A 13,686-nucleotide genomic window follows, 5' to 3' on the forward strand; every position below is an offset into this window, starting at 1 on the left:
TTTTGGCATCCATCATGGTTCCGCATGCGCTATCCCGACCTGCTGCTGCCGCCTGTTGCAGGCGGCTTTATTCTCTCCTCGCACCTGAGCCACAGCGATCCGCTGCTGGCGGTGAGTCACTTTAATCCGCACGCTTACGATGAGGCACTGGCTGCTGCCTGGGGCATCATGCTGCCTGCCCGCCTGCAACAGGCTGTCAGCAAACGTCGTGCCGAATATCTGGCCAGCCGGATGCTGGTGAGGTCGGTCATGGCAGAGCTGGGCATCCCTGATTTTATCCTGAACAATGCCCCCGATCGCTCTCCCTGCTGGCCGGCGAGTATCCATGCGTCGCTGTCACACAGCGCGGGCGTTGTGGTCGTCGCGGCAACGCGTCAGCCCTGCACTGTCGGGGTCGATGTTGAACAGATCATGCCGGAGACAACGGCGAACGACATGGCCGGGCTGCTGATGAATGCGCAGGAGCAGCAACTGCTGCGGTCGCTGCCGGTCAGCTTCAGTGCCGCCGCGACCCTGCTGTTCTCCCTGAAAGAGAGTGTTTACAAGGCACTCTGGCCCCAACTGCATCAGCCGATGGACTTTCTTCAGGCGGCGCTAATGTCGGTGGATTGTGCCCGACAGCGCGCCACGCTGCGGCTGACTCAGCACTTCAGCGAGCGATTTCCGGCGGGCACATTATTACAGGCGACATTTTTGTGGCGGGAGAATCTGGTGATAACGCAGGTGGTGCATCCGGTTTAAAAAACCGGCTAAACAACGCAGCTTAGCCGGGGGTAAACACAGACGAAAGAAGAAGTTTCAGGATCGCAGAAACCGCTGTTTCTGCTGTCTGCTACAGTAACCGCTTTCAGGCGCGGCCTGCCAATACGCTTTTTTGCTAAGTTTTGCCATCTGCCGCTAAAGGCCGGTGTCGGTGCGTTTTACCGAGTCGAGCGTGGCGAGGTCGCGCTCATTACCGGTCAGCTCGGTTAACTGCCCTTCGCGCATCTCCAGCAGCCGGTCAGCGTGAATGAAATAGTGATCGTCATGGCTGATGGCAAATACCGTTTTGCCCGCCTCCTGCAGCCACGGCAGCAGCTCACGATAGAAGATGCGACGGAAATGGGGGTCCTGATCGGCCGCCCACTCATCCAGCAGCAGCACATCCCGCTCTTCTGCCACCGCCAGCAGCAGTGCCAGGCGCTTGCTCTGTCCTTTGGACAGCCGGAGGTTCAGCACCTTATTACCGGCAAGTTTCAGCTTATCCTGCATCTTCAGCCTCTCCAGCCACTGCTGAACCAGCGCCGGATTGGCCGGAACCCCTTCCCGCCCGATGAGCCGATCAAACAGGTGCAGATCGGTAAACACCGCCGAGAACTGACTGCGCCAGCAATCGAGTTCATCTGCCGTGATCGGCTGGCCATCCAGCAGCAGCGTGCCGGACTGCGGCTGATAAAGCCCGGTCAGCAGCATCGCCAGCGTCGATTTCCCGCTGCCGTTACCGCCAATCAGAAAGACCAGCTCTCCCCGGCGCAGCGTCAGGTTGATCGGCCCGACCTTAAAGCCGTTGTCGCCGTAGTGGAAGGAGACATCACGTAGCTCCAGCGTCTGCCACGCCGCGGTGGCGGCTGGCGCGTGGAAGCCGGGCTGATAAGGAGCGAGATCGAAGGCGTTAAGCTTACGGAACGCCACCTGCGCGCTGAGCAGCGTAGGCAGCGCACCGACCGCCGAGAGCAGCGGCGTGCGCAGAAACAGCAGCGTCAGGGAGAAGGTCGCGGCGACGGCCGTGTCAGCCCAGCCCAGGCTGTTAGCCATAAAAAAGACGATGCCGATAGCGCCTAAGGTCATGATGTTCGACCAGTTAACCGCACTGAGATGATAGGTGTCGGCCCGCACAATATGATGACGCCAGGCGCGGGCATCTTCCTGATAAACCGTGTCGTAGACCTGCTGAGCGCGCGACCGGTTAAGCTGCAGCTCTTTACGCCCCTCTATCACCGTCTGGTAATCGCGATAGAGGCTATCTTCGATGTCCCGCAGCTTCGCCATATGCTGATAGACCCGCGAGACCAGCAGCCAGCCGCCCACCAGCGTGACGGCCATCCAGAGACTGGTCACCAGTAACATCTCCGGAGAGAGCCAGGCGAGATAGATCGCCGAACCGAGGGTAATGATGACGCCCTGAAACAGCTCCGGCAGCCGCACAAAGGCCAGCGTAATGGCGCGCACATCGCTGGTCAGCCCGGCCAGCAGCTGGGCACTGCCGAGTTGCTCAATGCGCTCAACCCGGGTGTCGAGAATACGTTTGATAAATTCACCGCGCAGCCGCCAGACAAACTGATGGCCGAGCGTTGTCAGCGCCAGCTGCGAGGCGAGCGTGACCGCCATCAGCACCACCAGCTGCAACAGGAACTGCGGCAGCACCGCAAAAGAGGTGTTGATGGCGACAATCATTTCGCGGTTGATGAAGGCGATCATCCCGATGCCCAGCACTGCGCTTAACAGCGTCAGGGCAATCACCCCAATGAAAGGCCAGCGGAACTGGCGAAAAACAACGTGTAGCAACGTCATGCAGGCAATCCAGCAGTCAAAAAACAGCCTGCAGTGTAATGGGATGCGGAATGATAGCAATAGTTATTCTCACCACGCCGTTCCGCGCCCCAGGGCTCAGAAGGCGCGGCGGAACGTGAGGTTATAACGCCAGGCGCCCACCAGCGGATGCACGCCGGGCTTGAGCGGCAGGATACCGTGATAACGCAGGCGTGACGGCCCGCCCCACACCACAATGTCGCCATGTTCCAGCAGCACCCGCTGAGTAACGTCGCCCCGCTCAAAGCCGCCAAACTGAAACACGGCCGGTAGCCCCAGCGACACGGAGACAATGGGCTGGCGCATATCTTTTTCATCTTTGTCCTGATGCAGCGTCAGCTTTGCGCCCGGTTCATAGCGATTAAGTAAACAGGCATCCGGATTGAAGCCGGGAAAGCCCGCTTCAAGGGCGGCCTGTTGCGCCAGGGTGCGAAACAGGGGCGGCATCGGGGGCCAGCGGCGGCCATTAAGATTGTCCTGCTGCTCATACTGATAGCCGCGCGAATCCACCGACCAGCCAAAGTCGCCGCAGTTGGTCATCGCGACCGACATGCGGTGCCCGCCGGGCGTAATGCGATGGGCAAACGGATTCTGTTCTGCAATCGCCATCACCTGCTGATACAGCGTTTCTGCATCCTCACGCGCGCGGCGGCGCAGGATCACGGCGCCTTCTGCCAGCGGCTCCTGCCAGGGTTGCTCTTCACTAAAGAGATCTAACATCAGGGTTCTCCGGTCGTTTCAGCGGGGATCAGGAAAGCAGCAAACTGCGGCGACATCCAGCTGACAAATTTATCGCCCTGTTTACTGATCAGATAGACCGCCAGATGCTGTTCTAGTGCCAGCGCTTTGGCTTTCTCCGTGCCGAGTACCATCAGGCCGGTATCCCAGCCATCCGCTTCCAGCGCCGTGGTGGCAATCACCGTGGCGGAAACCAGCTTATGCTCAATAGGCCGTCCGGTAACGGGATCGATGACATGAGAAATCCGTTTGCCGTCCAGTTCATAATAGTTGCGATAGCTGCCGGAGGTGCTGATGCCGTGGCCCTGCAGATCCACGCGCGCCTGAACGGCATTCTCGCGGTCAGTAGGTTTCTGGATCGCCACCCGCCAGGGCTGCTGCTGCGCATTCAGCCCGCGGCTCAGCACCGCGCCGCCCACCGACACCAGATAGTTGTTGATGCCGAGCTGCTCCATCAGCCGCGCCAGATGATCGGTCGCAAAGCCCTCGCCGACGGTTGAGAGGTCAACATAGAGTCCCGACAGATCTTTCTGCAGCCACTGCCCCGCGGCACCCTGCACCACCCGCAGATGCTGCAGACCGGTCTCCGCACGGGCGGCCGCGATCTGTGCAGCATCGGGGGTGTGGACGGGCTGTTTCGTCGGGCCGAAGCCCCACAGATTGACCAGCGGGCCGACGGTGATATCCATCGCGCCACCGGTTTTACGGCCAATCCGCAGTGCGGTGGTGACAATGTCTGCCATGTTTTCACTCACCGGCTGCGGTGTGAGATCGCGGCTTTGGTTAAAGCGTGACAGCGCGGAGTCCGGCTTCCACGTCGAGAGTTCCGCATCGTCAGCATCCAGCCGCTGCTGAATACGCTGCTGCAGTTCCGCCTTGCGCGCCTGATCGACACCCGCAAGGCTCACCCGCCAGACGGTTCCCATCGTTTTCCCTTCCAGCACCAGCGCCGGTTCAGCCGCAGGTTTATCGCAGGCCACTAATGACAGTGCCAGCACTGCTGTAAGCAGCAGATTAGTCTGATAACGCATCCTTCCTCACTTGTAACACTTTATTCCGACCTGCTACAAAGCATAAACTTCGGGTAAAGACGCTTAAAGAGAGTTGAATCTCTCTGTTAAGCCCCTCAAACTTGACCCGTCATCTACCCTCTGCCCGCCTTTAATCAGGCGATCGACATTCATTTAATAAAGGAGCAGCAGATGATCTATCTGATTCTCGCCATTGCCCTGGGGCTGTTTGTTTTCAGCACCTATAAAGTTCTGCACCAGCGTCGTCATCGTCACATGCTCCCTTCCCGGCCGCGCCATTAACAGGCTGCACTGCACCGGCGTGGGGCAATCTGCTCCCGTCGGGCGCAGCAAGTGTATCAAAGCAGGCGTAAAGTCTGTGGCTGTGAGAGCGGTTAAGCTGGCATGAATTCTGCACTGTTGAAACAGTGTTTATCTCTGATGAGAGGTGCAGAATGAAAAATTCCGGATGGCAGGCAGCCTGGCAGCACTGGCTGAGCTTTTCAGCTTTCACCCTGGCGGGTGTAGCCTTTGAAGGTGCGCGATTTGGCAGCGTGGTATCGCCAGAAACCACGGTGGCGGAACCGACAAAATGGCGCAAGGCTGACGCGGTCAGCCCGCAGGGTCACGCAGGAGCGCAGCGGTAACTGCGCTCCCTGTTGACTCAGATCAGAACTGGTAAACCAGACCCAGTGCCACCACGTCGTCGGTATTGATACCGGCTGCGTCGGTGAAGTCGTTGTCGTCCAGCAGGTTGATCTGGTAATCAACATAGGTGGACATGTTTTTGTTGAAGTAGTACGTCGCACCGACATCAACATATTTTTTCAGGTTCTGTTTGCCCCAGTTCTGCACGTCGGTGCCGCGTGAGGTCACGTAGGCCAGAGAAGGACGCAGGCCAAAGTCGAACTGATACTGGGCAACCAGTTCCCAGTTGTCCGCTTTATCGGCATAACCGTAGGCTGAAGAGCTGTCACTGCTGTCGCCGAAGCGGGTGGCGTTGTAAGAGCGTGAGTACATGGCCGCCAGGTAGACGTTGTTGGCATCATATTTCAGACCACCGGTGTAAACTTCTGCCTTATCACCCCGTCCCAGGATACCCTCTGATCCGCCATTCTGGCGGTTCGTGCGATCGGACTGGAATGCGGCTGCACCGATACCGAAACCTGAGCCCAGATCATAGGTGGTGCTCAGACCCCAGCCGTCACCATTCTCACCCAGCACGTCGCGGCCACCAGCCGACTCGGTGTTGTTATCATTTTTGCCCTGATACTGAACCGCAAAGTTCCAGCCATCCACCAGACCAAAGAAGTTATTGTTACGGTAGGTCGCCATGCCGTTGCCGCGCTGGAACATGAAGTTATCAGCGCCATAGGTATCCCCGCCGAACTCTGGCAGCACGTCGGTCCATGCGCCGATATCGTAGGCGACACCGTAGTTACGGCCGTAGTCGAATGAACCGGCATCACCGAACTTCAGTCCGGCAAAGCCCACGCGGGTATAGCTGTCGGCGGTGCCTTCATCCTCGGAGTTGTTCAGCGCAGCCTGATATTCCCACTGACCATAACCGGTCAGCTCGTTGCTGATCTCCGTTTCACCTTTGAAGCCAAAACGAACGTATGACTTGTCACCGTCAGAGCCGTCGTTGTCAGAGAAGTAGTGCAGACCGTCAACCTTACCGAACAGATCCAGTTTGTTGCCGTCTTTGTTATAAATTTCAGCTGCGTTTGCTGATCCTGCTGCTGCCAGTAATGCAGGGATCACCAGGGAGAGAACGCGACGTTTCATTTTATTACCCTCTGTTATGTGCCTTTATAATTTGCCACTGCTAACTGAATGTTTAAAATTCAGCCGGCAGGCCATTGTTCTTTTATAACGGGTAATAATCCACCTGGAAAATGCTACTAAATTTCCAAAAGTGTTACACAAGTCGAAACAGTTATTTCATAATGTAAATTTCGGGGAACTAATAACCAGCACAGATCGATAAAAATTGCCGCACAAATCGCTAAACCCATTCAGATTCATTGATTATCAATGAGTTATTTCAGATCATTCCGAAGCACTGAATGATAAAACTTATGACTCATCTGAGAATAGAATAGTCCCCGCTATCATCATTTATTCCATTATTACCTTCATTCTCCCCGAATGAGATGTACAACTTATTATTTCCCGCCGGACAGTTTGTCCGGCTTTTTTTTGCCTGCGATTTACCGTTTCGCTATATCTGCGTAAACTTTCTTAAGTGGGTTAAATTAACATCCGGCTGTTACCGCACAGAGTGGTAAATTTCGCCCCCTTTTCCCGCCTGAATGCTGAAATAACCGCCATGTTAATTTATCACCGTAATTAAGCAGGCGGTTAGAGTGGCTTCAGAAAAGTCTCAGCGCTCCCGCAGCGATTCTTTGACTTTATTCAGCGGCTTAATCAGATAATCCATCACCGATTTCTGACCGGTTTTGATCTCCACGTTGGCCACCATACCGGGCACAATCGGGAATTTTCGCCCGGCCCGGTTGGTCAGCTCCGCTTTCCGGGTGCGCACGTAGACCCGGTAGTAATATTGATCGCGTTTTACCTCATCCTGCAGGGTGTCCGGTGAGACCGTCTCGACTTCACCCGGCAGGTCGCCATAGATAGAGGAGTCGTAGGCCGTCACCTTGACGATGGCTGCCAGGCCAGGCCGGATCCAGGCAATATCGCGCGGGTTGATGCGCGTTTCAATCAGCAGCTGATCCTCCAGCGGAACGATCTCCATCAGTTTGCCACCCGGCTCCAGCACGCCCCCCACCGTCGTAACCTGAATATCTTTGACGATGCCGCGCACCGGCGAGTAGAGCGTGGCGCGGGTCAGCTGATCCTCTTTGCCAGCGGCCACCTGCAGTTGCGCATCCAGTTCCGCATTATTTTTCACCTGCTCTTCGTGCGCACGAACCAGATAGTCATTGCGCGCCTCATCGATTTTGCCGCGCAGATCGCTGACCTGACGGCGCAGACGAATCACCTCCACCTGCCCGGCCGCGCCTTTAGCCACCAGCGGCTCCGTCAGCCGCAGCTCATCCTGCACCAGCCGCAGCGACTGCTGCAGATTGCTGATCGTTTCGGTGAGGTTGCGACGTCGCGACTCATAGAGCTGGCGTTCCCGCGTCACCAGCTGCGGCTCTTTAAGGGTCTCTGCGCTGAAGGTCAGCGGCGTGCCGGAGAGCTCCGCCTCCAGCCGCTCGGCAGAGGCGCGCAGCGTGCGCACCTTCGCCTGCGCCTCGCCGAAGTTCGACTGAAAGCGCGTAGGATCGAGCGTTGCCAGCACCTGCCCTTTCTCAACGATGTCACCCTCATGAACGTTAAGCTGCTTGACGATGCCCCCATCCAGGCTGTCGATCACCTGTGCGCGGCTGGAGGGGGTGACTTTGCCGGTGCCGACCGTGACCTCATCCAGAATGGCGAAGTGCGCCCAGATGAGAAAAAGGGCCAGCGTGGCGGTGCAGAGCCAGATAATCGCCGATGTGCGGCGCTCATGGCGGGCAAGATCTTTATCAACAATCACCAGGCTCATGCGGCACCTCCTTTACCGGGCGCCGTTGGCGTCGCGCGGCGCAGAATGTCGTTGCGCGGGCCATCGGCCACAATCCGGCCGTTATCCATGACGACAATACGATCGACCATTTTCAGCAGCGCCGGACGGTGAGTCACCAGCACCAGCGTTCGCCCGCTGATCCAGCCCTGCAGCTGCCGGATCACCTGCTCCTCCAGCTGTTCATCCATCGCCGCGGTGGGCTCATCCAGCAACACCACCTGCGGCTGACGCAGGATCATCCGGCTCAGCATCACCATCTGTCTCTGTCCGCCCGACAGTCCGCGTCCCCCCTCATTGATAATGCGATCCAGGCTGGCGGCATCCTGCTGCACCAGCGACAGCGCGCCGCTGATGCGCAGCGCCTGCAGCATCTCCTGCTCACTGGCGTGGGGATTGCCCAGCATCAGGTTCTGCCGCAGCGTGCCAAAGAAGAGGCGGGAGTCGTGTGACAGCCAGCCGAGCTGACGGCGCAGGTCGACGGGATCGATGCGTTCGATGTCGACGCCATCCACAATCACCTTGCCCTGGGTCGCCAGTGCCTGACCCGCCAGGATCTTCAGCAGCGTCGACTTTCCGGCCCCCACCTTGCCGAGGATCGCCACCTTCTCGCCCGGCTTGATCTGCAGCTGCTGCACGCTGAGCACCGTTTTTTCATTCTCTTTGTCATAGCTGTAGTGCACGTTGCGCAGATCGTAATGGCCGGTCAGCGTCGGACAGTGAGCCAGCGTGCTGGCTTCCGGTTGATCCAGCGGCTTCTTCAGCAGCTCATCCAGCCCTTTCATCGCCATTTTGGCGTGCTGCCAGCGTGAGAAGACCATCGTCAGCTGCATCAGCGGGGCGATGGTCCGTGAGGAGAGCAGACTACAGGCGACCAGGGTCCCGGTGGTGATTTGCGAATCGAGCACCAGGTAAACGCCAAAGACCAGCATGCCCGCGTAGGTGAGCTGCTGCACAGTCGCCGCCCAGCCGGTCAGACGCGCACCCCAGAGGCGCTGCTGATTGCTGATTGAAGCGCTGACTTCATGTGTCTGTTCCCACTGGCGCTGAAAATAGGGCTCGGCCTGCAGAGCCTTGATATCCTCAATGCCTTCGATGGTCTCCACCAGCACCGCATTGCGCAGCGCCCCCTCACGCAGCCCCTCTTTCGCCAGCCGCGCCATCGGGATCTGCACCAGCAGACCGGGGATCACGATCAGCGGAATGGCCGCCAGCGGAATCAGAACCAGCCAGCCGCCGACAAACGACATGATAAACAGGAAGAGAATAACAAAGGGGAGATCGGCAGCCGCCCCCACGGTGGTGGAGGTCAGCAGCTCGCGCACCTGGTCAATCTCACGCAGCTGCGAGATAAACGAACCGGTCGATTTTGGCCGCGCTTCATTGCGGATACTCATCGCCCGGGCAAACAGCATGGCGGAGACTTTCAGGTCGATCCGTTTGCCCATCAGGTCCGACACCTGGGTGCGCATCAGCCGGATCAGATACTCGATAGCCGCCGCAATCAGCACGCCGACAAACAGCACCCAGAGCGTCGACTGCGACTGCGCCGGGATCACCCGATCGTAGACCTGCATCGAAAAGAGGATGCCGGCCAGCGCCAGAACATTGCTGACCACCGAGGCCAGCGAAATCTCCGTGATGCGGCGTCCCATGCCACGAAAATTTTTCCAGAACCAGTGCGGCTCATAGGGCTGGATAAACTCATCTATGCGTGCATCCCGGCCCCGCGCCGCGACGCCCGTGACCCCCACATCCCCCTGGGCGCGCGCCAGCAGTTCAGATAACGGGCTTTCCCGCACCACGTCGCCGCCTTCACTCAGCCAGTAGCGCGCGCTGCCCTCTTTATCGATGCTCTCCAGCACCGCCACGCTGGCATTTTCCAGCACCAGCACCACAGGGGTGATCTCCTGACGCCAGCGCAGTTTATTCTGGGGCACCATTGTCAGATGCAGTCCCAGCAGACCGGAGAGGCGCTCCAGCTGCTGGGACACCGGCAGATGTTCAAACCAGCGCATCTGCTGTCGCAGGGTTTTGCCATCGGCCGGTTTACCGAATCGCGCGGCCACGCGCAGCATGGCGGCAATCCAGTTTTCAGTGTTCAGGGTGGCTGTACTCATTATTATTGCCTTATCGCTATTGCAGCGAAGGAAGAAGATCGCCGCTGCTCTGCTGGCGATCAATACCCATGATATCCAGCAGATTGTCGACTGCGGCGGCGTAGCGAACGGTGGCATCCCAGCCATCATAAAGCGCGGTGATCCGCGAACTGTCGGCCTGGAACACATCCTGCTCCACACTCAGGAGATCGTTCAGGCTGCGCTTGCTGAGGCGATATTCGTCGGCGTAGACGGCGCGGGTATGATCGGCACTGGCCAGCTGCACTTCTCCGGCAGCCTGCCGCTGCTGCGCGCCGATCATATCCGCATAGGCCGTTGAGGCGTTCTGATTGATGGCGAGTTTGGCCTGCTGCACGGCCGCCTGCGCCGCCTCCCGATCGCCCTCGGCTGAGGCCGTTTTCGCATTCACCATGCCCCCCTGGTAGAGGGGAGCTTCCACCTGAAGCTGCACTTCATCATCCCAGTAGGACTGGCGATCGTTTTCATAACGGGTCCGGCCCGCCTGCACTTTGATCGTCGGCCAGTGACCCGACTGCGCCTGACGCACCCGTTCACGGGCCGCTTCCTGTTTAGACTGGGCGCTGCGAACCGCAGCGCTGCTTTCATAGGCGATTTTGTCGAGGGTAATCTGCTGTTTCAGCAGCGCCTGCGGCAGTTCCGGCAGCGTGGCGGGCACCACGCCGGTCAGCACGGTCAGCTGGGCCGTGGCAGAGCGCAGCTGGGCGCGATACTGCTCCAGCGTGGCCTGCATGGCGGCGATGCGGGTTTCCGCCTGCAGCACATCGGATCGGGAGTTGAGTCCGGCGTCGGCGCGCAGTCCGGCAATATCCCGCACCCGCTGCAGTGAGGCGATATTGGTGTGCGCCGTTTCAGCCAGCGCCTGATAGCGTTTGACTTCGAGGTAGGCCTGCAGCGTATCTTCCGCCACGGTGGTCATTGCGTCGAACAGGCCGTAACGATAGGCATCTGACAGGGCATGCTGCTCGTCGATGGCACTGCCGGTACGACCAAAGTCGTAGAGCAGCTGACTGAGCGTGACGCCGCCGGAGCCATTGTTGTTCAGGCTGCCTGCGGAGTCGGTCTGATGCGAACGCCCCGCCGCACCCTGCAGTGAGATTTGCGGATACCAGGCACTGCGGGCGGCGTCGAGATCGCCCTCACCGACATGGATTTGTGCCGCGGCTTCCGAGATTTTTGGATTACGGGCGAAGGCCCGGAGGATAGCGTCGCGCAGCGTTAAGCTGGCAATCTGCTCTTCGCTGGGCGCGGCGCGCCAGTTAAACTCCGCCTTCGGTAACGGTGCGGCCCAGGCCGCCGGGAGTGCCACGCCACTCAGGGCGCATATCAGAAAAGTTAATCGTGCTTTGTTCATTATCCATACCAACAGGCGTTCTTATGATCATGGTTTTTTTCCTGGTGAACAAAGCAGGCAGAAAAGGCGTTACGGTGCCCTTAAAGGTTTTATTGCGTTATTTTATTTATGTTTTACAAGCCGGAGCCTGAATAACCCTTAACATTATTAGATCATATTCTGCACCGAGTCCTGTTAAAAACTGATGAAATCTTTCATCTTTCTGCCGATTGCATAAAAAAACGCCATCTTAACAGCCTGAGCCACTCCAGACAGACTGAACAGACCTGTCCGGAAGGCCCTGCCTTTCTTAATGTTTCCGCATCAGGCCAGGGGATGCGCTGCCGGATGCTGTAACAGGTGATCGGCCAGGGTGTAGGGCATGCCAGAGACGATCACGCCTTCGGACGCAGAGGACGCCTGCGCCTCCGGCGCGTGCTCCGCCGTCACGCTGAAACTGTCGAGCAGCCGATCCACCGTCTGCGCAGGCAATGTGCCGGCGCTTTCCATATGGGAGGCCACCCGCACGCTCTGACTGGCCGTGGCCAGATTCCCGGCGCTGTCCTGGCCGCTGACCGTCATCGTGTAGTCACCCTCCTCCAGCGGAGCCAGCTGTCCGGCCAGAATGGTCAGCGCCCAGCCGCCATCGGCCTTCACACTGGCGCTGTAGCGCTGGTCACCAAGCGTCAGCTGCACCAGGCTGCCCGGCTGCAGATGGCTGGAACTGCCCTGAATCAGATGCCAGCTGTTCACATCGGCGGCATCAATGACGTTATCGCCAAAGGCGGTCTCCAGCGTCAGCGTCGGCCGCTGATGCACAGCGACGGTAAAGAGCGCATCCTGGGTCTGGCTGTCGCTGTTGCCATACTGATCCCAGCGATGAAACGTGGCGGCAACCGGGCCATCCGCCAGCGCCATCAGCTCGGCGGAAGTCAGCGTCACCATTCCCCCGCTATCGGGCTGGTAAGTTATGCCGTTGATCTCAACGGTGTTGCATCCCTCAACGTAGAAGCTCAGATCGTGCTGCGCCTCCTGATAGTTAAGCGTCATGTCACCGCCGATATTCATCTCGGTGTAAACCGGGATAAACCCGGTGTGGATATTCAGCACATGCGTGACGTCGGTGTAGTTGCTGGCCCCGTCGATCGACCAGGCGCGGATCTCACCCACGTTGATGAAAGCGTTCACCTCTACAGCCGGGATCACCACCTGCCAGTGCCCGCTTTCGTCCAGTGTGGCAGCGTAATCTTTCTGATTCGCACCGGTGATCACCAGCCGATGACCCGGCATAACCGTTGAGAGAGTCCCACTGAGCAGCAGGTCCTGCTGGGTTTCCGCCAGATTGATCACATCATCCGGCGTCACGTTGTCGAAAGTAATGAGTGGCAGGCTGCTCAGGTGCGTGATCAGCGTCAGATCGTGATAGTCGGTTGCGGTTTTCCCGTTGGGATCGGTCGCGGTCACTTTCAGGCTGTAGACGCCATCCTGCAGCGCCTGCATATCGCTTTCAGAAAATGTGCCAGACCACCTGCCATCCCTTCCCATGGTGGCGGTGGTCGTTTGCGTGCCCAGGGTTAATTTGAGCACGGACCCCACCGGCAGGTGGGTTGCGCTGCCGCTGATCTCAACGCCGTAGATGCTTTCAGCGATATTCACCGCATTGTCACCGCTGACCGTGTCGATGGTCAGGGTCGGACTGAGGGTGCGGTCAGCATAGAGACCAAACCCCACCTCAGTCGTGGTGCTGTAGCCTGCTTTATTGGTCAGGGTCAGCGTCAGCGTGTGATTGCCATCCGGCACCCCTTTCAGCGCCTCCGCCGGCATTGAGGCGTTCCAGTAGCCCCACTTGTTGACGGTGCTGTACCAGCTCTGGTCGTTGAAGGTGAGTGTGACGGTCGAACCTGCTTCGCCTTCGGCCCGGCCGCGCAGATGCACCCGCTTTTGCGCTTCCCAGCCAGCGATCACACCATCGGCAGCGACAGGTTCGTAGGGCCGCAGGGCTGCGGGTGGCGCACTCTCAACCGCACTGACGGTGCGGGCGCTGTCGGCGGTCGCCAGGGTATGGGGTGTTTCAGCGGGCAGCGGGTTTATGGGCAGGTTCAGGCGCGGCGTCGCCACGGGCGGCACAGCGGGCACGGCGCTGTCGGCGACGGCAAAGTCGCTGACTGCCGCCTGGAAAATGGCGTCGAGCCGGGTGGTACGAAACGTATTGCGTGTTGACATCAGTCACCTCAGTTCATAACAGATCAGAAACGCAGAGCAAAACCGTCGGATAACCCGATAGCTGACTCTGACAACGTGGTAGTGAGTCAGCCGAAGCTGCCC

At 58.7% G+C, this 13,686-nt stretch carries 11 protein-coding genes; 3 read left to right on the top strand and 8 right to left on the bottom strand.

Translation table 11 applies throughout. From position 1 onward, the window contains the following. Window positions 1-24 precede the first annotated feature (24 nt). On the top strand, window positions 25-741 hold the full coding sequence (locus tag AC1V0D_RS09085) for a 4'-phosphopantetheinyl transferase family protein (protein WP_482907286.1): 717 nt from the start codon (window positions 25-27) through the stop codon (window positions 739-741). A gap of 156 nt (window positions 742-897) precedes the next feature. Here the strand turns inward: AC1V0D_RS09085 and AC1V0D_RS09090 are convergent, their stop codons facing one another. From AC1V0D_RS09090 to apbE, 3 genes are all read right to left on the bottom strand, one after another. Continuing rightward, window positions 898-2,550: a multidrug ABC transporter permease/ATP-binding protein gene (locus AC1V0D_RS09090; RefSeq protein ID WP_482907287.1), complete on the bottom strand. Its 1,653-nt coding sequence runs from the start codon at window positions 2,548-2,550 to the stop codon at window positions 898-900. 96 nt (window positions 2,551-2,646) lie between these two features. Next, on the bottom strand, window positions 2,647-3,288 hold the full coding sequence (gene alkB, locus AC1V0D_RS09095; RefSeq protein WP_482907288.1) for a DNA oxidative demethylase AlkB: 642 nt from the start codon (window positions 3,286-3,288) through the stop codon (window positions 2,647-2,649). After that, window positions 3,288-4,337: an FAD:protein FMN transferase ApbE gene (gene apbE, locus AC1V0D_RS09100; protein ID WP_482907289.1), complete on the bottom strand. Its 1,050-nt coding sequence runs from the start codon at window positions 4,335-4,337 to the stop codon at window positions 3,288-3,290. The genes alkB and apbE overlap by 1 nt, the downstream gene beginning before the upstream one ends. 171 nt (window positions 4,338-4,508) lie before the next feature. On the opposite strand from apbE, the gene AC1V0D_RS09105 reads away from it, so the two are divergent. After that, on the top strand, window positions 4,509-4,619 hold the full coding sequence (locus tag AC1V0D_RS09105; RefSeq protein ID WP_009089087.1) for a hypothetical protein: 111 nt from the start codon (window positions 4,509-4,511) through the stop codon (window positions 4,617-4,619). A gap of 152 nt (window positions 4,620-4,771) precedes the next feature. Continuing rightward, window positions 4,772-4,963, top strand: coding sequence for a hypothetical protein (locus tag AC1V0D_RS09110; protein WP_482907290.1), 192 nt, complete (start codon window positions 4,772-4,774; stop codon window positions 4,961-4,963). A 22-nt stretch (window positions 4,964-4,985) separates the two neighbouring features. Here the strand turns inward: AC1V0D_RS09110 and ompC are convergent, their stop codons facing one another. The 5 genes from ompC to AC1V0D_RS09135 all read right to left on the bottom strand — a co-directional run bounded on the left by ompC (window position 4,986) and on the right by AC1V0D_RS09135 (window position 13,584). Next, window positions 4,986-6,104, bottom strand: coding sequence for a porin OmpC (ompC, locus tag AC1V0D_RS09115; protein WP_058957776.1), 1,119 nt, complete (start codon window positions 6,102-6,104; stop codon window positions 4,986-4,988). A 598-nt stretch (window positions 6,105-6,702) separates the two neighbouring features. Beyond that, the gene (locus tag AC1V0D_RS09120) at window positions 6,703-7,872 is read right to left on the bottom strand and encodes a beta-barrel domain-containing protein (protein WP_325936071.1); all 1,170 of its coding nucleotides are present in this window, start codon (window positions 7,870-7,872) and stop codon (window positions 6,703-6,705) included. Continuing rightward, the gene (locus AC1V0D_RS09125; protein ID WP_482907291.1) at window positions 7,869-10,010 is read right to left on the bottom strand and encodes a type I secretion system permease/ATPase; all 2,142 of its coding nucleotides are present in this window, start codon (window positions 10,008-10,010) and stop codon (window positions 7,869-7,871) included. Before AC1V0D_RS09125 ends, AC1V0D_RS09120 begins: the two co-directional genes overlap by 4 nt. Before the next feature lie 16 nt (window positions 10,011-10,026). After that, window positions 10,027-11,382 (bottom strand): TolC family outer membrane protein, encoded by a 1,356-nt coding sequence (locus AC1V0D_RS09130; protein ID WP_058957778.1) that lies wholly within the window; start codon window positions 11,380-11,382, stop codon window positions 10,027-10,029. A gap of 303 nt (window positions 11,383-11,685) precedes the next feature. After that, window positions 11,686-13,584, bottom strand: a complete 1,899-nt coding sequence (locus AC1V0D_RS09135; RefSeq protein ID WP_482907292.1) for an Ig-like domain-containing protein — start codon at window positions 13,582-13,584, stop codon at window positions 11,686-11,688. Window positions 13,585-13,686 lie beyond the last annotated feature (102 nt).

The sequence above is a fragment of the Pantoea sp. PA1 genome, from assembly GCF_056856975.1.

Coding starts and splice junctions, on each gene's coding strand:
- AC1V0D_RS09085 (WP_482907286.1), top strand. CDS start 25: ATGCGCTATCCCGACCTGCTGCTGCCGCCTGTTGCAGGCGGCTTTATT.
- AC1V0D_RS09090 (WP_482907287.1), bottom strand. CDS start 2,550: ATGACGTTGCTACACGTTGTTTTTCGCCAGTTCCGCTGGCCTTTCATT.
- alkB (WP_482907288.1), bottom strand. CDS start 3,288: ATGTTAGATCTCTTTAGTGAAGAGCAACCCTGGCAGGAGCCGCTGGCA.
- apbE (WP_482907289.1), bottom strand. CDS start 4,337: ATGCGTTATCAGACTAATCTGCTGCTTACAGCAGTGCTGGCACTGTCA.
- AC1V0D_RS09105 (WP_009089087.1), top strand. CDS start 4,509: ATGATCTATCTGATTCTCGCCATTGCCCTGGGGCTGTTTGTTTTCAGC.
- AC1V0D_RS09110 (WP_482907290.1), top strand. CDS start 4,772: ATGAAAAATTCCGGATGGCAGGCAGCCTGGCAGCACTGGCTGAGCTTT.
- ompC (WP_058957776.1), bottom strand. CDS start 6,104: ATGAAACGTCGCGTTCTCTCCCTGGTGATCCCTGCATTACTGGCAGCA.
- AC1V0D_RS09120 (WP_325936071.1), bottom strand. CDS start 7,872: ATGAGCCTGGTGATTGTTGATAAAGATCTTGCCCGCCATGAGCGCCGC.
- AC1V0D_RS09125 (WP_482907291.1), bottom strand. CDS start 10,010: ATGAGTACAGCCACCCTGAACACTGAAAACTGGATTGCCGCCATGCTG.
- AC1V0D_RS09130 (WP_058957778.1), bottom strand. CDS start 11,382: ATGAACAAAGCACGATTAACTTTTCTGATATGCGCCCTGAGTGGCGTG.
- AC1V0D_RS09135 (WP_482907292.1), bottom strand. CDS start 13,584: ATGTCAACACGCAATACGTTTCGTACCACCCGGCTCGACGCCATTTTC.